General features: G+C 62.4%; 19 protein-coding genes. 9 read left to right on the top strand and 10 right to left on the bottom strand.

The window, feature by feature from the left end; translation table 11 throughout:
- Positions 1-65: 65 nt before the first annotated feature.
- The 3 genes from PspR76_RS14440 to PspR76_RS14450 are packed head-to-tail and all read right to left on the bottom strand — an operon-like array spanning position 66 to position 4154.
- Positions 66-1487, bottom strand: a complete 1422-nt coding sequence (locus PspR76_RS14440; protein ID WP_159956269.1) for an efflux transporter outer membrane subunit — start codon at positions 1485-1487, stop codon at positions 66-68.
- On the bottom strand, positions 1484-3052 hold the full coding sequence (locus tag PspR76_RS14445) for a DHA2 family efflux MFS transporter permease subunit (protein ID WP_159956270.1): 1569 nt from the start codon (positions 3050-3052) through the stop codon (positions 1484-1486). Before PspR76_RS14445 ends, PspR76_RS14440 begins: the two co-directional genes overlap by 4 nt.
- Positions 3045-4154 (bottom strand): HlyD family secretion protein, encoded by a 1110-nt coding sequence (locus tag PspR76_RS14450; RefSeq protein ID WP_159956271.1) that lies wholly within the window; start codon positions 4152-4154, stop codon positions 3045-3047. Before PspR76_RS14450 ends, PspR76_RS14445 begins: the two co-directional genes overlap by 8 nt.
- Positions 4155-4252: 98 nt before the next feature.
- On the opposite strand from PspR76_RS14450, the gene PspR76_RS14455 reads away from it, so the two are divergent.
- Both PspR76_RS14455 and PspR76_RS14460 read left to right on the top strand, forming a co-directional pair.
- Entirely contained in the window at positions 4253-4984 is a 732-nt protein-coding gene (locus PspR76_RS14455; protein WP_159956272.1) for a CerR family C-terminal domain-containing protein, read from the top strand.
- Positions 4985-5237: 253 nt separating this feature from the next.
- Positions 5238-5702 carry a hypothetical protein gene (locus tag PspR76_RS14460; RefSeq protein ID WP_159956273.1) on the top strand — a complete coding sequence of 155 codons (465 nt, stop codon included), beginning with the start codon at positions 5238-5240 and terminating at the stop codon, positions 5700-5702.
- A gap of 75 nt (positions 5703-5777) precedes the next feature.
- Here PspR76_RS14460 and PspR76_RS31055 read toward each other — a convergent pair whose 3' ends face one another.
- Entirely contained in the window at positions 5778-5945 is a 168-nt protein-coding gene (locus tag PspR76_RS31055) for a hypothetical protein (protein WP_174245626.1), read from the bottom strand.
- A gap of 100 nt (positions 5946-6045) precedes the next feature.
- Here PspR76_RS31055 and PspR76_RS14465 point away from each other — a divergent pair, with 100 nt between their 5' ends.
- The 3 genes from PspR76_RS14465 (at position 6046) to PspR76_RS14475 (ending at position 8007) form a co-directional block, all read left to right on the top strand.
- Positions 6046-6990 (top strand): alpha/beta fold hydrolase, encoded by a 945-nt coding sequence (locus PspR76_RS14465; protein ID WP_159956275.1) that lies wholly within the window; start codon positions 6046-6048, stop codon positions 6988-6990.
- A gap of 70 nt (positions 6991-7060) precedes the next feature.
- On the top strand, positions 7061-7666 hold the full coding sequence (locus PspR76_RS14470; protein ID WP_159956277.1) for a LysE family translocator: 606 nt from the start codon (positions 7061-7063) through the stop codon (positions 7664-7666).
- Between the two features lie 158 nt (positions 7667-7824).
- The gene (locus tag PspR76_RS14475; RefSeq protein WP_237235763.1) at positions 7825-8007 is read left to right on the top strand and encodes a hypothetical protein; all 183 of its coding nucleotides are present in this window, start codon (positions 7825-7827) and stop codon (positions 8005-8007) included.
- 6 nt (positions 8008-8013) lie between these two features.
- Here PspR76_RS14475 and PspR76_RS14480 read toward each other — a convergent pair whose 3' ends face one another.
- The gene (locus PspR76_RS14480) at positions 8014-8169 is read right to left on the bottom strand and encodes a hypothetical protein (protein ID WP_159956279.1); all 156 of its coding nucleotides are present in this window, start codon (positions 8167-8169) and stop codon (positions 8014-8016) included.
- A 248-nt stretch (positions 8170-8417) separates the two neighbouring features.
- Between PspR76_RS14480 and lepB the strand changes: the two genes are divergently transcribed.
- Genes lepB through PspR76_RS14495 form a run of 3 tightly spaced genes read left to right on the top strand, consistent with a single transcriptional unit; the run spans position 8418 to position 11105 of the window.
- Positions 8418-9086, top strand: coding sequence for a signal peptidase I (lepB, locus tag PspR76_RS14485; protein ID WP_159956281.1), 669 nt, complete (start codon positions 8418-8420; stop codon positions 9084-9086).
- Between the two features lie 43 nt (positions 9087-9129).
- Entirely contained in the window at positions 9130-10140 is a 1011-nt protein-coding gene (locus PspR76_RS14490; RefSeq protein WP_159956283.1) for a GlxA family transcriptional regulator, read from the top strand.
- Between the two features lie 50 nt (positions 10141-10190).
- Entirely contained in the window at positions 10191-11105 is a 915-nt protein-coding gene (locus tag PspR76_RS14495; protein ID WP_159956285.1) for an ADP-ribosylglycohydrolase family protein, read from the top strand.
- Positions 11106-11127: 22 nt separating this feature from the next.
- On the opposite strand, the gene PspR76_RS14500 is transcribed toward PspR76_RS14495, so the two are convergent.
- From PspR76_RS14500 to PspR76_RS14520, 5 genes are read right to left on the bottom strand one after another with little or no spacing between them, the layout of a single operon-like run.
- Positions 11128-12387, bottom strand: a complete 1260-nt coding sequence (locus tag PspR76_RS14500) for an NAD(P)/FAD-dependent oxidoreductase (protein ID WP_159956287.1) — start codon at positions 12385-12387, stop codon at positions 11128-11130.
- Between the two features lie 3 nt (positions 12388-12390).
- The gene (locus PspR76_RS14505; protein WP_159956289.1) at positions 12391-13962 is read right to left on the bottom strand and encodes an aldehyde dehydrogenase (NADP(+)); all 1572 of its coding nucleotides are present in this window, start codon (positions 13960-13962) and stop codon (positions 12391-12393) included.
- 59 nt (positions 13963-14021) lie between these two features.
- The gene (locus PspR76_RS14510) at positions 14022-14969 is read right to left on the bottom strand and encodes a dihydrodipicolinate synthase family protein (protein WP_159956291.1); all 948 of its coding nucleotides are present in this window, start codon (positions 14967-14969) and stop codon (positions 14022-14024) included.
- 38 nt (positions 14970-15007) lie between these two features.
- Positions 15008-15934, bottom strand: coding sequence for a 4-hydroxyproline epimerase (locus tag PspR76_RS14515; RefSeq protein ID WP_159956293.1), 927 nt, complete (start codon positions 15932-15934; stop codon positions 15008-15010).
- Between the two features lie 12 nt (positions 15935-15946).
- Positions 15947-17572 carry an APC family permease gene (locus PspR76_RS14520; RefSeq protein ID WP_159956295.1) on the bottom strand — a complete coding sequence of 542 codons (1626 nt, stop codon included), beginning with the start codon at positions 17570-17572 and terminating at the stop codon, positions 15947-15949.
- 176 nt (positions 17573-17748) lie between these two features.
- On the opposite strand from PspR76_RS14520, the gene PspR76_RS14525 reads away from it, so the two are divergent.
- A complete protein-coding gene (locus PspR76_RS14525; protein WP_159956297.1) occupies positions 17749-18507 on the top strand; it encodes an AraC family transcriptional regulator in 759 nt (252 codons plus the stop codon).
- The last annotated feature ends 71 nt before the right edge of the window (positions 18508-18578 follow it).

The raw sequence follows: 18578 nt of genomic DNA on the forward strand, positions 1-18578 counted from the left end.
AAAATGGGCAGCCTCAGCCGACAAAATCAAGGCTCATGGTAGATCATTTCCTGGCAATCGCCTGCTCACAGTGTCCACCCAAGCCCCAACGCCTTATGCAGCGAGGCAAAATCCTTGAGCAACTCTGCATCGCCGGATATCCGACTCTCCTGCGCCTGATACCGCGTGCGTTCAGCATCCAGCCAATCCAGCGTACTTGCGGTGCCTGCGCGATAGCGCTGGCGCGTCAGGTCCGCCGCACGCACGGCGGAAGATTCAACATTGCGCAGCAGCACCACGTTCTGGCGCTGATGGCCGTAGCGCGCCAACGCTACGTCCGCATCCCGCAACGCACTCAATACCACGCTCTTGTACTGCGCAAGCGCCTCATCACGCCCGGCCTCGGCACCTTTGACGCTGGCGGCAACGCGGCCGAAATCCAGTGCGTTCCAGGTGATCCGCGGCAGGATCAGCCACGTGCCGTTGTCCTTACGCGCCAGGTGCCCAGGGTCGCCGGCCGAGAACGACAGGTCACCCATGAGGCTTAGTTTGGGAAACCAATCAGCGGTTTTTTCGCCGATCTGCGCATTGCTCGAGGCTAATTGACGCTCGGCCCTGCGGATGTCGGGCCGGGCCTTCAACAGCGCGGCTGGGTCGGCAACCGGCACGGCTGCGGGAATGGCGGGCAGGGCACGCACGGTGGCGAGCTGGCCATCCAGTTCGCCAGGTTCCAGGCCGCAGAGCAACCCGAGTTGGTCGAGGGATTCGACGATGGCGGCTTGCAGCGGCAGGCGTTGGGCCTGGGTGTTTTCGGCCTGGGTGAGTACTTGTTCGAGTTGCAGCTGCGAGGCCACGCCACGCTCGCGGCGTTGCTGGGTCAGGTCCAGGGCCTGGTTTTCAACCTCGACGCTGGCGTCTACCAGCGCCAGGCGCGCTTGCTGGTCGCGCAGGTCGGTGTAGGCCTGGACGATTTCGGCCGCCAGTTGCACCTGGGCATCCGCCAGTTGGGCTTGCGAGGCGTCGGCTTCTGCCTGTGCGGCTTCGACTGCGCGGCGGGTGCCGCCGAACAGGTCGGCTTCCCAGCTGGCATCGAAGCCTGCAAGGTAGAGGTTTAACGGGCCACGGCCGCCGCCACTGTTGCCGCCCAGCGCGGAGGTGTCCGGTGAGCGCAATTTAAGCATCGCCGCGTCGCCGGTAACCTTGGGCATCGCGTTGGCCTGCGCGCCGCCGAGGCTGGCGCGGGACTGCCGCAAGCGCGCCTGTGCCGTCGCGATGTCCGGGCTGTTTTGCAGGGCTTGTTCGACCAGCGCGTTGAGTTGCGTGTCGCCCAAGGTTCGCCACCACTGCGCGACAGCGGGCGCGTTTGGCGCGGCGCTTTGGGCATGCGGCAAACGTCCGGCTGCGAGGGTTTTTGGCGCGACATCGGGCGCACCGTGATAGTCCGGGCCGACTGTGCAGGCGGACAGCAGGCCGACGGTCAGGAGCAGGGGAAGGGTGCGAGGAGTCATCGTTGTACCGTGCGCTTTTTCAGGATGAAGATCAGGGGCAGGCACGCCAGCATCGCGAGTCCCAGTACATAAAACGAGTCGTTGTAGGCCATCACCGAGGCCTGCCGCGCTATGTCGTTGGCGAGTTGGGCAAACGCCTGCAACTGCGACGTGGACGCATCGCCGGTTTGCGCGAGGTAGCTGGCGGCGCTGCTGGCCATGTGGTCCTGGGCCAATTGGCTGTTGGCCTGGATACCTTCGCGCAGCATGTCGTCATGAAAGTGGCTGCGCCGGTCCATCAGCACGCCGAGCAAGGCTAGGCCGATAGTGCCGCCGAGGTTGCGCGACATGTTGTAGAGCCCGGCGGCGTCGCCTGCGTCGCGGGTGTCGACCGAACGCATGGACAATTGGCTCAGGGGCATCATCACCAGGATCTGCCCGAAACCGCGCAGCAGTTGCGACCAGACAAAATCATGCCCGACGCTGTCGGCCGTCAATTGGGTGTCGACAAAGCAGCTGGCCCAATACAGCAACAGCCCGGCACCGACCATCCAGCGCAGGTCGTAGCGGCCCAGCATGCGCGGCAGAATCGGCATCAGCAGGAAGGCTGGAATCCCCGACAGCAACATGATCGAGCCCGACTGCTGGGCGTTATAGCCGGAAAGGATGCCCAGGAACTGCGGCACCAGATACGCCGTACCGTAAATCCCGGCGCCGACGGCGGTGCCGATCAACAGCACGCTGCCAAAACGTTTGTTGAGCACCAATTGCAGGCGCAGGATCGGCGTGCTCGACCTGAATTGCCCAACCGCAATCAGGAAGAAACCGGTCACCGTGGCGATGCTCAGCCAGCAGATCAGCAGGGAATCGAACCAGTGCTCGCGCTGGCCTTCTTCAAGCACCACCGTGAGCGAGCTCAGGCCCATGGCCAGGCCGAGGATGCCCAGCCAGTCGGCGCTGATAAAGCGTTGCAGGTTCATGCGTTCGCTTGGCAGACCGGTGATCAGCAAGGTGATCAGGGCGATGCTGATGGGCAGGTTGAGAAAGAAGCACCAGCGCCAGTTGATGTTTTCCGTGAGCCAACCGCCGATGACCGGGCCGAGCAAGGGGCCGAGGATCACCGTCATGCCGAACATTGTCGTGCCGATCGCCAACTGGTGTGGCGGCAGGCGCGTACGCACGATGGTCTGCGCGGTGGGGATCATCGCGCCGCCGGCAAAGCCCTGGCCTATACGCCCTGCGATCATCGCACCGAGGCTGGTGGAGAGGCCGCAGAACATCGAAAAGGCGGTGAACATCAAGGCGGTGCCGATCAGGAATCGGCGCAAACCGAACACACGCGTCAGCCAGGCGGCGAGGGGGATCATGACGATCTCCGACATCAAATAGCCGGTGGCGATCCACGTGCCCTCAGTGCCGGTGGCGCCGATTTGCCCCTGGATCTGCGGGAGTGCCGAGTTGGTGATCGACACGTCCAGCGTCGCCAGCAAGGCGCCGAGTGCGCCGGCAGCGACGGCGATCCAGTCGGTCAGCGAGGCGTTGCGCGGTTTTTCTGCGACCACCTCGGCCGTGAGTGCCTCAGCCATGATTGGCGTCCGCGGCGTGGGTGCGGGTGTCGACTTCAACGGTCGCCGACAAGCCCGGCATCAACGCCGCTCGTACGTCATCCGGCACGTCCAGGGCAATACGCACCGGCACGCGCTGCACGATTTTGGTGAAGTTGCCGGTGGCATTCGACGGCGGCAGCAGCGCAAATTGCGCGCCGGTGCCGGGTGAGAGGCTATCGATATGGCCCTGCAGGTCGCGACCGGGCAGGGCGTCCACGTGCACGGTGACGGATTGGCCGGGGCGCATCGCACCGATCTGGGTTTCCTTGTAGTTGGCGGTGAGATAAATCGCGCTGATCGGCACCACCGTCAGCAAGCGCGTGCCGGGCTGTACGTACTGGCCGACACGCACGCCACGATCGGCCACGCGACCGTCGAGCGGGCTGCGGATCACGGCGTCATCCACGTCCAATTGGCTCTGCGCTTCGCTGGCCTTGGCCACGCCGAGTTGCGCCTGGGCCTGTTTGAGTTGCGCCTCAAGCGTGCCGTAGCGGGTCTGGCTGGAGCGCAAGGCCGCCTGCTTGGCCGCCACGGTGCTGCGCGCTTGAGCCAGTTGGTTGTTCAGTTGCGCCAGGCGCTCTTCCGGTTCGGCGCCGGAGCGTGCCAACGGGGCGTAGCGGGCGACCTCGGTTTGCGCGTGTTTCGCATCGGCTTCGGCGCCTTGCAGCTGGGCGCGGGCTTCGGCAATGGTCGAGTCCTGTTGCACCAGGTCGGCCTGGGCCTTGGCGTAGTCGGCGTTGCGCGCGGCAATCGTCGCCGAGGCTTCGTCGCTCACGGCCTGGTATTTGCGTGCGTCCAGGCGTACCAGCACGTCACCGCGTTTGACGTTCTGGTTATCGCTCACCAGCACGTCGGCGACATAGCCATTGATCTTGGGCGCCACGCTGATGCTGTCGGCTTGCAGATAGGCATCGTCGGTGGTCTCGATAAAGCGCCCGGTGAGCCACCACCAGGCGGCCCAGCCCAGGCCGATCAACAGCGCGACGGTGGCAATCGTGAGCAGTATGCGTCGAGCCTTGCCGCGTTGGCCGTTGACGGTGTCTTCAGGAATGACCTGAGGGGAGGGAGGTGCAGCGGACATCGGGTCACTCCAGATTTATAACAGTTGGAATAAATTCCATTTTTCGCGAATTTTTGTCAACTGGTATATTTTGGTCCGGTATTCGAAAGGAGCTGCACATGGCACGACATAAACCTGCCGCCGAAGGTGGTTATCAGCGCGGCGAAGAAACCCGTGCGCGTATTGTCGAGGCGGCGGTCGTGGTGTTCGGCGAGCGCGGCTACGACCGCGCCTCCACGCGCGACATCGCCACGGCGGCCGGGGTCAACGCACCGGCGATTCAGTACTACTTTGATGGCAAGGAAGGCGTGTACCTGGCGTGTGTCGAGCATTTGATCACGTTGCTTTGGCGCAAGATGGGCCCTTGCGTGGAAGCTGCAGAGAGTGCGCTGGCCGACCTTGAGGCCGAGGATAAAACCTTGATCGACGTGTCGTTGGGCATCCTCGGCACGGTCGTGTCGACTATCCAGGACAGCCCGCAGACCACGGCGTGGCGTGCATTTCTTGATCGCCACCAAGCCGGTCTGTGCCCGGAAAGCGCCACGAGCGCATTTGAAGACCGCTTCAAGGCGCGCATCGGCCGGGTTATCCGCCAACTGATCGCGCATTTGTCGGGTTTTGCCGTAGAGGACGAGCGCACGGTGATTCACTCAATGGCGCTATTCACCCAAGGTCTGGCGTTCCGGGTGCAGAAACCCAAATTGCTCGAAGCGCTGAAGTGGGCAGAGGTGAGCCAGAAGGAGATGGAAATCGTGCAGGAGGTTGTGCTGACACAGGCACGCTTTACGCTTGAAGGGCTGGTGAGCCTGCGAGATAGGCACGCTACCTCAGACGACAGTCTTAGACCTTAAATATCTGCGTGATGCCGTAAACGTCAATTCAGGCAAGCGCCGAAACGTGCGACCGACCAGGGCGCCGACACCACCACCGCCGCCGAAGTACGACTGACACCGGCCGGGAAGGCAGCGGAAAATGCTGCGAAAATCAGCCTGCCGTTGTGAAATGTTGTGAAGCATGGGGAATGGCCCTTTGCCCATGCTAAAGTCCGCGTCGGGGTATCGTCAGCACGACGATTTCATTCGTTCCATTGAGGGAGCAGCGCCGATGTCTACTACCGTAACGCCCGCGTCTGGCGGGTCGAACACGCCAAAGTCCTCGCCGTCCACGTTCGACGACAAGTTGAACATTGCCAAGTCCAGTAAGGTAATCGCCGATTACATGCGCCAGACGGGCAAGTCGGCCATTACCAAGCAGGAGCTGACGCAGTTGGCCAACAATGCTTCAGGCAAGGTGCCCACAGACGTTTCCGATGCGGCCAAGTACATGGAAAAACACCCGGATGTGTTCACTGCCATCGAAACCCACGACGTTGCCGGCGCCGACAACTTGTCCGGCGTGTGGAACTTCGATTGGGCGGCCAACGGCGGGCTCAAGGGCACGGCGACCGACGCCATCGCAAAAATGCAGGACACGTTCGACCTGGCCATCGCCAAGTCTGCGCAGATCACCGAAATTTCAACGGCCAAAAAAGCCGAACTGGACTCGACCAAGCAACGCCCGCAAAACTGAGTGACGCACGTTGTCAGCCAAGATAAACGGTTCCCGGCGCGTTATCGGGAACTGTTTTAAACCGGTGAGGCGGGGTTATTTGTTGTAGATATCGTGCAGGATCAGCAATTCAAGCGTCGCCACCATCACACAGAGCCCTACAAAACCGCGTGTGAATACCCTACGTGGCTTTTCATACGTGAAGCCCAAGTCGCTGCCAAAGGGCACCAGCAGCACAATCAGTAGAAACCTGATGACCTTCATTCCCTGTCCTTTTGTGATGCGTTCAGCACGGATTCAAGCGCAGTGAGCAAGTATACCGGCCAGTGAAAGCAATCCCATCGCCATTGTCGGAGAAACCTTGATGCTTGTGATCGTCAGCGTGCTTGCCATCGTTGCGTTGTGGGTGTGGTGGACCTACCCACGCGTTGGCAATGTGCTGTTTGAGCTGATCGCCTGGGTAGAAGCACGGCGGTCTGGTTTGAAGGCCGTTACCCTGCCGATCAAGGGCATGACGCTCGCAACTTACCAAGGCGGCCGCGGCCATGCGCCAGCCCTGTTGCTGTTGCACGGTTTCAGCGCGGACAAGGGCGTCTGGCTCGGGTTTGCCCGGCATTTTGTAGATGACTACCGGGTAATCATCCCGGACCTTGCCGGCCACGGTAAAAATACCTTTGTGCCGGGTGGCGACTACAGCATTGCGGCGCAAGCGCGGCGGATGGTCGCGTTGCTGGATGCGTGCCATATCGACAAAGTGCACGTGATTGGCAGTTCCATGGGCGCCTATGTCGCCAGCTGGTTGGCCACCCATTACCCGGAGCGGGTGTTGTCCCTGGGCTTGATTGGGGCCGCGGGGGTGAACCTGCCGCAACCCAATGAAGTGGAAGAATTGGTCAACAGGGGGGATAACCCATTCCTGATTTACACGCGTGCGCAGTTCGACCGTTTTTTTGCCATGACCATGGCCGCGCCACCGTCCATACCCGAGGTAATGCTGGCGGCTGAGGCGCAAAGCTATATCAAGCGACGTGAGGAGCTGGCGGAGATTTTTGCGAATTTTTCCGACAGCCCGCGTATTGAACCCTGGCTGCCTGAGGTGCGCGTGCCGAGCCTGATTCTATGGGGCCGCGAGGACCGCATGGTGCCCGTCGCCAGTGCGCACACCTGGCTCGCGGGCATTCCCCATGCTCGGCTGGTGATTCTTGACGGCATAGGGCACCTGCCGATGGTGGAGTCTACGCAGCAAACCGTCGACCACTGCCGTGAACTGCTCGACAAGGCCAAAGTGTATTCCTCGATCCGCCCATAGCTGTACGGGGCGGGTGTCGCCAGAACCCACTACTGTCGCAGGCATACCACTGCCGTTCGGATGCTGCGCCATGTTTATGTCCACCAGCCTGCTGTCAGCCTTTGTGCTGTTCGCCTTTGTGTCCTCGATCACCCCAGGGCCCAACAACACCATGTTGCTGGCGTCGGGGGTGAACTTCGGGTTTCGCCGTTCGATGCCTCACGCGCTGGGGATCAGCATTGGCTTCATGCTGTTGGTGATTTCGGTAGGCTTGGGCCTTGGCGAAGTATTCAAGGTGTTCCCGTGGGCCTACACGGTGCTGCGTTATGTCGGCGCGGCCTACTTGTTGTATCTGGCGTGGAAAATCGCCACCGCTGGCGGCATGTCCGACAGCAGTGATGCGCACGCCAAGCCCATGACTTTCCTCGGCGCGGCGGCGTTCCAGTGGGTCAACCCCAAAGCATGGATCATGGCGTTGGGCGCGATCACCACCTATACGCCGGCTGAGGGTTATGTGACCAATGTGCTGGTGATTGCCTTGGTGTTCGCAGTGGTCAATTTGCCCAGCGTGTGTGTCTGGGTGGGCTGTGGCACCGGCCTGCGCAATGTGCTGCGCGAACCGCGCTGGGTCAGGGTGTTCAACGGCTCGATGGCGGCATTGTTGGTACTGTCGCTGTACCCAATGCTCTTCGGTTGAAGCGGTAGCCGGTTGCCGCCATTGACGGGTTTTGACGGGCTATTGCATGCTCGGCGCCGTATGCCTGGCCGGCAACCCGATCACGCAGCCGATCGGCACTCACCTCAATCAAACTTCATCTCGACCCGGCCAAGGGCTCGCTGCCGACCCATAAAGTCATGGAACTGTTGGCCGGCCAATATGGCGACCACCAGCGCCTGGCCGATGCACACAGCTCACCCCAGGACATCACGCGTTTTCTGCTTAGTCATGCCAGTGCCCTGCGCACCATCGCGATCAGCGAATTGGCGGCGCAGGCGGCGGGCACCTCGGCGGATTTCGAAATGGTGACGTTGCGCTGAACTGGATCAGACCGGCGAGATAGTCGCCAGCAAGCCAATGCCGATGGTCAGCACCAAAAAGCCGAACAGGAAAATTGCCATCTTGGTCATAAGGCCTCCGAAGGGAAGGGGCGACAGGAACCTTCCTGCCGCACTCGACAAGGGTGTCGGGAATGCGCCCATTGTCCGCCCCAGGCCGTTTTCGATACAGGCGCAGATGGCAAAGAAAAAACCGTATCAGATGGGGGCGTGACGGCTTGACTACGGGCTTGGGAAGCGCGCGGGTTTATGAAGATCAGCGCTTAACGCCCGCGCGTAGAGGTGTATGGGCAAGCCTTAATGTAATCTTCATCGGCAAGCGTGAATGTTTCAAAAAATGACCTTGGCCAGCGTAGAGCCTGCTCTGCGCCGCCTTTGCAGTGCGAGGATGTATGCGAAGTCTGTTGGGCAAATACCGTTACGTCATCCTTTTCTGGCTGTGTTTTGGCGTGTTCCGCACCTCCTTGGCCGACTGGAACCCGATCCCCTCCGGCTCCATGCGCCCGACCCTGGTGGAAGGCGATGTGGTGCTGGTGAACCGCGTCGCGTATGACCTCAAGGTGCCGCTCACGGATATTTCACTGCTCAAGCTGGATAACCCGCAGCGCGGTGACGTGGTGACCTTTTCCTCGCCCAAAGACGGTGTGCGCTTGATCAAACGTATCGTCGGCATCCCTGGCGACACGCTGCAAATGAAGAACGAGGTGCTGTGGATCAACGGCGTGCCGGCCACCTACTCGGATGAGCAGGCCATCAACGAGCCCCTTGTGCCCGGCCAGTCTGTGCCGGGTATCCAGCTGACTGAGCAGGCGAATACCAGCCGGCGCACCGTGCAATTCATGCCGGTGGTACGTGCGCTGCGGGATTTCGGCCCCGTCGTAGTACCCGCCGACAGCTACTTCATGTTGGGCGATAACCGCGACAACAGCGCAGATTCGCGCTACATCGGCTTTGTGCCACGCCGCCTGCTGATCGGGCGCGCGCACCATGTGCTGGCTTCGGCGCAGATCCTGGATAACTGGATGCCACGATTTCGCCGATTTGGTGCCGCAATCCTCTAAGATGGCGCCCATTGCATCAATAATAAGAGTGGGCTAAGCCTCGATGGAAAGACGCCAGTTCAGCGGTGGCATGCAAGGCAAGAACCTGCGCTACCTCAATGAAACCCCACAGCAGCCGGCCGCCGCCACGCGTGTCGGCTTTTTGCTGCTTGAGCACTTCTCCCTGCCCGCGTTCACCCAGACCCTCGACACCCTCATCACCGCCAACCTGCTGCGCCCCGAACTGTTTGCCACGCGTACCTTCGGCTGCGGCGATGGCGAGGTCATCAGCGACCTGGGCCTGGTGATCCGCCCCGACGCGCGCCTGGAACTCTCAGCGCTGTGTGAGCTGGAGTTGTTGGTTGTGTGCGGCGGTTTTCGCACCGAACTCAAAGCCGGCGATGAACTCATCCAGCTGTTGCACGCCGGCGCTGAACAGGGTGTCAGCCTCGCCGGCCTGTGGAATGGCGCGTGGTTCCTGGGCCGCGCCGGGCTGTTGCAGGGCTACCGCTGCGCGATCCATCCGGAACATCGCCCGGCGCTGGCGGAAGTCGCCAAGGCCGCCCAGGTCACCAGCGAAGCCTTTGTGATCGACCGTGACCGCCTCACGGCCTCCAGCCCCTCGGGCTCCTTCCACATGGCCCTGGACTGGATCAAGGGCCTGCACGGCAAAGCCCTGGTCGAAGGCATCGAAGACATTCTGTCGTTCGAAGAGTCGCGTTACCGGCGTATCAAACCCACGGAAAACGTCTGCGTCAGCGCGCCGCTGCGTGAAGTAGTCAAGCTGATGGACGCCAACCTTGAAGAGCCCCTGGAGCTGGACCAGCTCGCGGTTTACGCCGGCCGCTCCCGACGCCAGCTGGAGCGGCTGTTCAAGGAACAACTGGGCACCACGCCGCAACGCTACTACATGGAGTTGCGCGTCACCGAGGCGCGGCGTTTGCTGCAGCACACCGAGCTGTCGCAAGTGGATGTGCTGGTGGCGTGCGGGTTTGTCTCGCCGAGTCATTTCAGCAAGTGCTATAGCGCGTATTTCGGATATCGCCCCTCCAAGGAGAAGCGGCTGGTCAAGTAGCATGGGCACGGATGGCTTTTTACGGGCCGAATACTTACCAAGGAGTGCCGATGTCTATAACGCTTTCAGATCGCTACCGCGGCAGTTTGCTGGGTTTGGCATGTGGTGACGCCGTTGGCACCACGGTTGAGTTTATGCCACGCGGTTCGTTTACGCCGTTGACGGATATTGTCGGCGGCGGGCCGTTTAACCTTAAGCCCGGCCAGTGGACGGACGACACATCGATGGCGCTGTGCCTGGCTGAAAGCCTGTTGCGCAAGGGTGGTTTTGACGCGAAAGATCAGATGGGCCGGTATCTGAACTGGTGGAAATGGGGCTACTTGAGTTCTACCGGAGACTGCTTTGATATCGGCATGACCGTGCGTGAGGCATTGGCACGTTTCGAGGGCAGCGGCGACGCATTTTCGGGCTCTACCGATCCGTATTCTGCCGGCAATGGTTCGCTGATGCGCCTTGCTCCGGTGGTGCTGTTGTTCTTTCCCAACCCGGAAACCGTGCGCAAGTTCGCCATCGAAAGCTCCCGCACGACTCACGCGGCCCAAGAGGCGATCGAGTGTTGCGTGGTGCTGGCGCAAGCCATCAGCAATGCCTTGAGCGGCGCCTCGAAGAATGCAGTCTTGCAGGTCTCTGGATCAGGCTTGACGGCGCCTAAAGTGCTGGCGATCGCAGCCGGCGAGTATCAGCACAAATCCCGTGATGACGTTGTCGGTTCCGGGTATTCGGTGGCCTCTCTGGAGGCTGCGTTCTGGTGTTTCCAGCACACCGACAGTTTTGCCGAGGCTGTGCTCGCTGCGGCGAACCTCGGTGATGACGCAGATACCACGGCGGCTATCGTGGGGCAGTTGGCGGGGGCCTACTACGGCGTTCAAGGCATTCCGGCAGGATGGCTGGAGACGCTCTGGATGCGCGAGGAGATTCAGCAGATGGCGGATGACTTATTGGCTGCATCCCAGGCCCGCTGCTGAATACTCGCAACTCACAGTTTTTTCAGAATCGATCCAAGCGATACGACGCAAACGCAGGTAGCCCGGAAAACACCGGAGTTTCAGCGGCCAACTGCGCGACCATTTCCGCCGTCACCGCCGCCTGGGTCAACCCCAGATGCTGGTGCCCGAAGGCGAGTAACACCTTGCCGTCGCACACCCGGTCGATGATCGGCAGCGAGTCAGGCAGGGAAGGCCTAAACCCCATCCACGGCGTGGCGCCTTGCGTGCTGAGGTCGAGGCGAAACAGCCCCTGGCTCAGCCGGTGCAGTTGCCAGGCACGTCTCATGTTCGCCGGGCGTTCGAGCCCGGCGAATTCCACCGTGCCGGCCAGGCGCAGGCCGCCGGCCATGGGCGTCATGATGAATTTGCGCTCGAATGAGGTGACGGCAAACGGCAGGCGCTGTGGCTCCTGGGGCAGCATCAAGTGATAGCCGCGTTCGGTGTCCAGCGGCACTGTTTTACCGGTGAGTGCCGCGGTGAGTTTGGCCGAATGTGCGCCGCAGGCGATCAGCACCTGGCGTGCAGTGAGGGTGCCTTGATCGGTCAACAGCGACACGCCATCGGGCGTGAGGCGCGCGTCCACGACGCGCTGCTTGAGAAACTGCACACCTTCGGCCTTGGCGGCCTCAACCAGTTCGCAGACCACGTGGTACGGGTCGAGAAAATGCCCGGTGCCGGGGAAAAACAGCCCACCTTGTAGCGCGTCGCTCAACTGCGGCGCTGCGTTGCGCACATCACTACTTGACCAGAAGGCCACCGGCACGTTTTGTTGCCGCATACGCTGTTGCAAGGCCTCAATGGCCACGCGTGATTCGGCGCGCTCAAACACCAACAACGAACCGTCTTCGCGCAATAACTGCGCGCGGTCAATGGAGTGCAGCAAGCGTTGCCAGGCGCCCAGGCTGCTTTCATTCAGCGCCCGAATACCGGCGACCGTGCGCCGGTAGTTCGCCGGGCGCAGGTTCAGCAACAGGCGGACAAACCAGGGCAGGGCGCGGGGCAGGTATTTCCAGTCCAGGCGCAGCGGGCCCATTGGGTCCATCAGCATCGCGGGCAGGCGCTTTAGAATCGACACATCGGCGATGGGAAACACCTGCTCGGTCGCCAGGTGCCCGGCATTGCCGTAGGAGGCACCCATGCCGGGTTCCTGCGCGTCGATCACCACCACGCGCCGGCCCTGTCGCGCCAATTGCAGGGCGCAGGCCACGCCGATAATGCCGGCGCCGACCACGACGATATCGCCAGTGTTGGATTCGGACATGGCCTAGGCCTCTCTCTGGCCGTCGAGCAAGCGCCGTAACCGCAATGGGTTGCCGTGTTGCAGGGCGTCGGGGAGCAGGCTGTCGGGGAAATCCTGATAACACACCGGGCGCAAGAACCGCAGGATCGCCGCCGTGCCGACCGAGGTGCTGCGCGAATCCGAGGTGGCCGGGAAAGGGCCGCCATGGACCATGGCGTCACAGACTTCCACACCGGTCGGCCAGCCGTTGACCAGTAGGCGGCCCGCTTTGCGTTCGAGCACCGGGAGCAAGGCTTTGGCGTGTGCCAGGTCATCTTCATCCAGGTGCAGCGTGGCGGTCAGTTGGCCTTCCAGGTGTTCCGAGACCTGGCGTACTTCTTCGTTATTGGCGCACACAACCACCAGCGAAGCGGCGCCGAACACTTCCCCTTGCAGGTGCTCATCGGCCAAAAACGCCTTGGCCTGGGTCACGAACAGGTGCGCCTGGCCTTGATTTGGGCCAACGGACGCCGCGCCGGTGGCGACAACCTGGGCATGCTCTGTCAATGCACCGACACCGGTTTGGTAAGCGCTGAAAATACCTGGCGTCAGCATGGTCTGCGCCGCACACCCTGGCAGCAGCTGGCTTGCCGTGGCGATAAAGCGCTCAAGTGCGTTGCCTGCGACGGCAATCACCAGACCCGGGTTGGTACAGAACTGCCCAGCGCCTTGGGTCAACGACGCCACAAACCCCTGCGCCAAGTCTTCGGCCCGTGCCTGCAACGCCGCAGGGAACAGATACACCGGGTTGATCGAACTCATCTCGGCGTACACCGGAATCGGCTCCGGCCGCGCCTGTGCTGCCTGGGTCAACGCCACGCCGCCGCTGCGCGAGCCGGTAAAACCGACGGCCTTGATGCGCGGGTCGGTGACCAGCGCGATACCCACCTCGCGACCGGAGCCGTACAACAACGAAAACACGCCTTCCGGCAAACCACAGGCTTTGACGGCCTTGGCCACCGCACGCCCGACCAGCTCGCTGGTGCCCGGATGCGCACCGTGAGCCTTGACGATCACCGGGCAACCGGCCGCGAGTGCCGAAGCGGTGTCGCCGCCCGCCACCGAGAACGCCAGCGGGAAATTGCTTGCGCCAAACACCGCCACCGGCCCGAGTGGCACGTGGCGTTGACGCAGGTCCGCACGCGGCAGCGGTTGGCGCTCAGGCTGCGCCATGTCGACGCGCACATCCAGCCATTCACCGGCACGCACGGTGCGCGCGAAGGTGCGCAATTGCCCGCAAGTGCGGCCGCGCTCACCTTGAATACGCGCGCGCGGCAGGCCGGTTTCGGCCACGGCGCGGTCGATCAACGCATCGCCGAGGGCTTCTATGGCGTCGGCAATGGATTCAAGGAACGTGGCGCGTTCGGCCAGCGAGGTTTCGCGATACGTGTCGAATGTCGCCCACGCCAAGGCGCATGCCTGTTCGACAGGCGCGCCATGACCACCGCCGTAGGCAGGCTCCAATGGCGTGTCGGTGGCGGGATTGATCGCCCGGATCGCTTCGCGATCGCCGGAAATTGCTTGCTGACCGATCAGCATCTTGCCCGTCAGAGTCATGGGGTCGTCCTGCAAAAAAGAGGGTTGGCCGCTGTGACCACCACAGCGGCGCGCACGGGTCAGGCCAGGTTCTGCTCGGCCGACCAGTTGGCGTACCACTGGCGGAACAGTGCGTACTGGTTTTGCGCGTAACGGCGTTGCGCATCGCTGAGCACGTCAGTTTCATTGAAGTGCAGGGCGTAACCCTGGTCGCCGTTGAGCACCATCAGGTGCTTGTAATACAGCACCAGGTCGCAGCCTTCGTCGAAGGACGACAGCACGCCCAGCGCGGCTTCCAGCTCGCGCGCCAGGCGCCGTGCCTTGGCGTCACCTTTGGCGGCTTGTTTGCTCAGGGCCACCAGTTGCAGCACTTCGCGGGGCAGGGCGTTGCCGATGCCGGTGATCGCGCCGGTGGCGTTGCAGTTGACGAAACCGTGCACCACTTGGGTGTCGACACCGACCATCAGCGTGACGTCATCGTCCTGGGAGGTGATGTTTTCCGCCGCGTAACGCAAGTCGGCGCCGCCGCCGAACTCCTTGAAGCCAATCAGGTTCGGGTGTTCGCGGCGCAGTTCGAAGAACAAGTCGGCGCGGGTGGCAAAGCCGTAGTACGGGCTGTTGTAGATCACCGCCGGCAGGTTCGGCGCGGCCTTGAGGATCGCCGCGAAGTGCGCCTTTTGTGCGGTGGCCGAAGCGCCACGGGAGAGCACGCGCGGGATCACCATCAGGCCATGGGCACCGACCTTGGCCGCATGCGCCGCGTGGGCCACCGCCTCCCGGCTGTTGACGGCGCCGGTGCCGACGATGGTCGGCACACCGGCTGCCACCAGGCGTGCCACGCCTTCCTGGCGTTCGGCTTCGGTGAGCAACGGCCAGTCGCCCATGGAGCCGCAGTACACCACGGCGCTCATGCCGATATCGATCAGCTCGCGGCCCTTGGCGACCAAGGCGTCGAAGTCCGGCTTGCGCTGCGGTGTGCACGGGGTCATCAGTGCGGGGATGCAACCGGTGAAGATGTTGTCGCTCATTGTTCTAACTCCAGCGTTCAGTTAAATACGGCCCGGGCTCAGATGCCCCAGGCGAAAGGGTCCTGTTCGTCGATCAGCAAGGTGCTGTCGGCGGTCATGTAGGCGCGGCCGGTGATGAACGGGCGCACGCGTTCGCCGTCCCATTCATAACGGCCTTGGAATTGGCTGCCGGTGATGCTGGCTTGCACCCAGGTTGCGCCGGGGGCGAGTTTGCCGTCGGCGGCCAGGCACGCGAGCTTGGCGCTGGTGCCGGTGCCGCAGGGCGAGCGGTCATAGGCTTTGCCGGGGCACATCACGAAGTTGCGGCTGTTTGCGTGCGGGTCGTCTGCGAACAGCTCGACATGGTCGATCAACGCGCCATCGGCACCGTGAATACCTTGCTGCTCCAGGGCCTTGAGCATCGCCCAGGTGTAATCAGTCAGGGCCTCGACGTTGTCCATCTCAAGGGTTTGCCCGTGCTGCGAGACCAGGAAAAACCAGTTGCCGCCCCAGGCGATGTCGCCGTGGACCACGCCATGGCCGGGCACGTCTACCGCCACCTGCTGGCGGTGGCGGTAGGCGGGCACGTTGCGCAGGGTCACGGCGCCGTCTTCATGTAACGTCGCCGCGACTGGGCCGACCGGCGTGTCGATGCTGTGCACGCCGGGCTGGATGCGCCCCAGGTGGTGCAACGAGGCGACCAGCCCGATGGTGCCGTGGCCGCACATGCCGAGGTAACCGGCGTTGTTGAAGAAGATCACCCCACAGGTGGCGCCGGGCGTGACCGGCTCGCAGTACAGCGCGCCGACCATTACATCATTGCCACGCGGCTCCAGCAGGCAGGCGCGGCGCCATGGGTCGTGCTCGGTGCGCAGGTTCTCCAATTGCTCGGCGATGGTGTTGCCTGAAAGCGTGGGGAAACCATCCAGCACCAGGCGCGTAGGTTCGCCGCCGGTGTGGGAGTCGATAACGTGCAGGCGCTTCATAAAACGCTCCATTCAATGAGTAACCGGGGACAAGGGCGCGTTGTGCTGGGGCTCGCTGACGACCTCGCTTTCGTCATCTTCGTGTTCCAGGCGCACAAGGTGTGCAGGCACGCCGGTGGCGGCGCCCCAGTAGTAGATGCCCAAGGCGCAGACCGCGACCACCAGCGTGTCAAACGGGTGGCTGAGCACGCCGATGCCGCCGAAGCTGCCGAGCTTGGAGAGCAGGATGGTCATCGCGTAGAAGCCGATCAGCCACGCCGACGAGCGCACTTGCTGTTTGATAGTCAGGTGCGCGGTCGGCACCCAGCGCGCGCAGAGCAGGTAAATCACAAACATCAGGATTTGCAGGCCGAGCAGCGACGACACGGTGCTCCAGCCCGACCAGTACACGATCAGCGCGGCGATGATGAACGACAGCGGGCCGAGTACCGCCATGCCCTTGACCCGGAATGGCCGCGCCATTTGCGGTGCATTGCGGCGCAGCGCGGCGACGGTCACCGGGGCCACGGCGTAGCTCAGGATCAACGCGGCCGACACCACATTGATCAGCGCTTCCCAGGACGGGAACGGCAGGGTCCAGAACACCGACAGGCCAAAGGTCAGCCACAGCGCCGGGCGCGGGATGCCGGATTTTTCATCGATACGCGTGAAAATCTTGAAGAACGTGCCGGTCTGCGCCCAGCCATACACCACGCGCGGGGTGGCGTTCATGTAGATATTGCCGCAGCCGCTGGGCGAGATCACGGCGTCGGCCACCACCAGATACGCCAGCCAGCCCACGCCCAGCGCCAGCGCGATATCACGATAAGGCAGCGCGAGTTCCTTGCTGATCCCGGCCCAACCGTTGGCGAGCATCTCGGTCGGCACGCCGCCAAGGAACGCGGTTTGCAGCAGCACATAGATGGCGGTCGACAGCAGTACGGAGAGGATCAACGCAATTGGAATCGTGCGTTGCGGGTTTTTCACTTCACTGGCCACCGAGATGATCGGCGTGAGGCCCAAGTAAGCGAAGATCACCCCACCGGCCGACACCGCCATTTCAATGCCCGATAGCCCGAACGGCGCAAAACCCTGCACCTGGAAGTTCGCCGGTTTGAAGAAGGTGAACAGCACGCCAATCACCAACAGCGGCACGATGAACTTGAATACGCTCACCAGGTTATTGGCGATGGCGAAGGTTTTCACACTGCGGTAATTAAGGATAAAGAACAGGCACAGCAGCGCGAATTGCACCAGCCAGCCGAGGGTGGTCGGGTCGCTGGAACCGGCTTTCGTCAGCTCGGGAAACCATGCCGCTGCGTATTGGCGCGAGGCGACCACTTCAATCGCCACCAGGCTTGAAAATGCAATCAGCGTGATAAAACCCATCAAGTAACCCAGCAGCGGGCCGTGGGAATACACCGGGTAACGCACCACGCCACCGGCGCGGGGCAGGGCGGCGCCAAGTTCGCAGTAGACGATGCCGAGCAACAGCACGGCGAAACCGCCGATCAGCCAGGAAATAATCCCGGCCGGCCCGGCGATGGCGGAAACGTGACTGGCCGCGAACAGCCAGCCCGAACCGAAGATGGCGCCCAGCCCGATAAAGGTGAGGTCCATCAGTGAAAGTTGTTTCTTGAACTTGCCTTGAGCAGACATGGCGGCGCCTTCTTGTGAGTTATTGGATAGGCAGGTAATGGCGCTATCCTGAACCCATCAACGGCGTGGGGATTGATGTTTTGCGCGTGTGGAGATGACGAATTCGGCACAGTTTGCCGCGCTCGACAGTCACTTCGGCATGGGGCAATCTGCTCAAAAAAACCGGGAGTCACGTCATGTTGCCCAGCGCATTTGCACGCCTATTCGAGGCGCGTCGCCCCCACAACATGCAGCAGCTATTGGACGGCGTGGCGCAGTTGTTGCCGCTGTTGGACGTGATCCCGAATGCCGCGATCTTTATCAAGGACATCGACGCACGCTACGTGCTCGCCAACCACACGCTGGTGCAACGCTGCGGCCTCAAGCAACTGCAACCGCTGCTGGGCAAGACCAGCGCCGAAGTGTTCCCAGCGCAGTTGGGGCCGGGCTATACCGAGCAGGACCGGCGAGTGCTGGAGCAAGGGTTTGTGCTTGAGGACCAGCTGGAACTGCACCTGTACGGCACGCGCGAACCCGGCTGGTGCCTGACGCACAAATGGCCGCTGTACAGTGATGACGGCCAGATCATCGGCCTGGCGGGTATTTCGGTCGACCTGCAATCGGCCAGCGAAACCCACCCGGCGTACCAGCGCCTGGCTGCCGTGGACGCGCACATCCGCACGCATTTCAACCGGCGCGTGAGCCTTGGCGAACTGACGCGCATCGCCGGGATCTCCGTGGCGCAGCTGGAGCGCTACTGCAAGCGCGTGTTCCACCTGACGCCCCGGCAGATGATCCAGAAAGTGCGCCTGGAACATGCGCACCGGTTGCTGCACAGCGAATTACCGATCACTGAGGTTGCGCTGCAGTGCGGCTACACCGACCACAGCGCGTTTACTCGCCAGTTCAAGGCGTTGACGGGGTTTACGCCGAGGCAATATCGGCAGTTGACGTAGTTGCGCGCATTGCAATGCAACGAATCGCTCCCGCCGTCGCTCCTATGCTTACGAATGACCTTTTCACGCAC

Origin of the sequence: Pseudomonas sp. R76 (assembly GCF_009834565.1) — a bacterium.
Taxonomy (GTDB): Bacteria; Pseudomonadota; Gammaproteobacteria; order Pseudomonadales; family Pseudomonadaceae; genus Aquipseudomonas.

Coding starts and splice junctions, on each gene's coding strand:
- PspR76_RS14440 (WP_159956269.1), bottom strand. CDS start 1,487: ATGACTCCTCGCACCCTTCCCCTGCTCCTGACCGTCGGCCTGCTGTCC.
- PspR76_RS14445 (WP_159956270.1), bottom strand. CDS start 3,052: ATGGCTGAGGCACTCACGGCCGAGGTGGTCGCAGAAAAACCGCGCAAC.
- PspR76_RS14450 (WP_159956271.1), bottom strand. CDS start 4,154: ATGTCCGCTGCACCTCCCTCCCCTCAGGTCATTCCTGAAGACACCGTC.
- PspR76_RS14455 (WP_159956272.1), top strand. CDS start 4,253: ATGGCACGACATAAACCTGCCGCCGAAGGTGGTTATCAGCGCGGCGAA.
- PspR76_RS14460 (WP_159956273.1), top strand. CDS start 5,238: ATGTCTACTACCGTAACGCCCGCGTCTGGCGGGTCGAACACGCCAAAG.
- PspR76_RS31055 (WP_174245626.1), bottom strand. CDS start 5,945: ATGAAGGTCATCAGGTTTCTACTGATTGTGCTGCTGGTGCCCTTTGGC.
- PspR76_RS14465 (WP_159956275.1), top strand. CDS start 6,046: ATGCTTGTGATCGTCAGCGTGCTTGCCATCGTTGCGTTGTGGGTGTGG.
- PspR76_RS14470 (WP_159956277.1), top strand. CDS start 7,061: ATGTTTATGTCCACCAGCCTGCTGTCAGCCTTTGTGCTGTTCGCCTTT.
- PspR76_RS14475 (WP_237235763.1), top strand. CDS start 7,825: ATGGAACTGTTGGCCGGCCAATATGGCGACCACCAGCGCCTGGCCGAT.
- PspR76_RS14480 (WP_159956279.1), bottom strand. CDS start 8,169: ATGGGCGCATTCCCGACACCCTTGTCGAGTGCGGCAGGAAGGTTCCTG.
- lepB (WP_159956281.1), top strand. CDS start 8,418: ATGCGAAGTCTGTTGGGCAAATACCGTTACGTCATCCTTTTCTGGCTG.
- PspR76_RS14490 (WP_159956283.1), top strand. CDS start 9,130: ATGGAAAGACGCCAGTTCAGCGGTGGCATGCAAGGCAAGAACCTGCGC.
- PspR76_RS14495 (WP_159956285.1), top strand. CDS start 10,191: ATGTCTATAACGCTTTCAGATCGCTACCGCGGCAGTTTGCTGGGTTTG.
- PspR76_RS14500 (WP_159956287.1), bottom strand. CDS start 12,387: ATGTCCGAATCCAACACTGGCGATATCGTCGTGGTCGGCGCCGGCATT.
- PspR76_RS14505 (WP_159956289.1), bottom strand. CDS start 13,962: ATGACTCTGACGGGCAAGATGCTGATCGGTCAGCAAGCAATTTCCGGC.
- PspR76_RS14510 (WP_159956291.1), bottom strand. CDS start 14,969: ATGAGCGACAACATCTTCACCGGTTGCATCCCCGCACTGATGACCCCG.
- PspR76_RS14515 (WP_159956293.1), bottom strand. CDS start 15,934: ATGAAGCGCCTGCACGTTATCGACTCCCACACCGGCGGCGAACCTACG.
- PspR76_RS14520 (WP_159956295.1), bottom strand. CDS start 17,572: ATGTCTGCTCAAGGCAAGTTCAAGAAACAACTTTCACTGATGGACCTC.
- PspR76_RS14525 (WP_159956297.1), top strand. CDS start 17,749: ATGTTGCCCAGCGCATTTGCACGCCTATTCGAGGCGCGTCGCCCCCAC.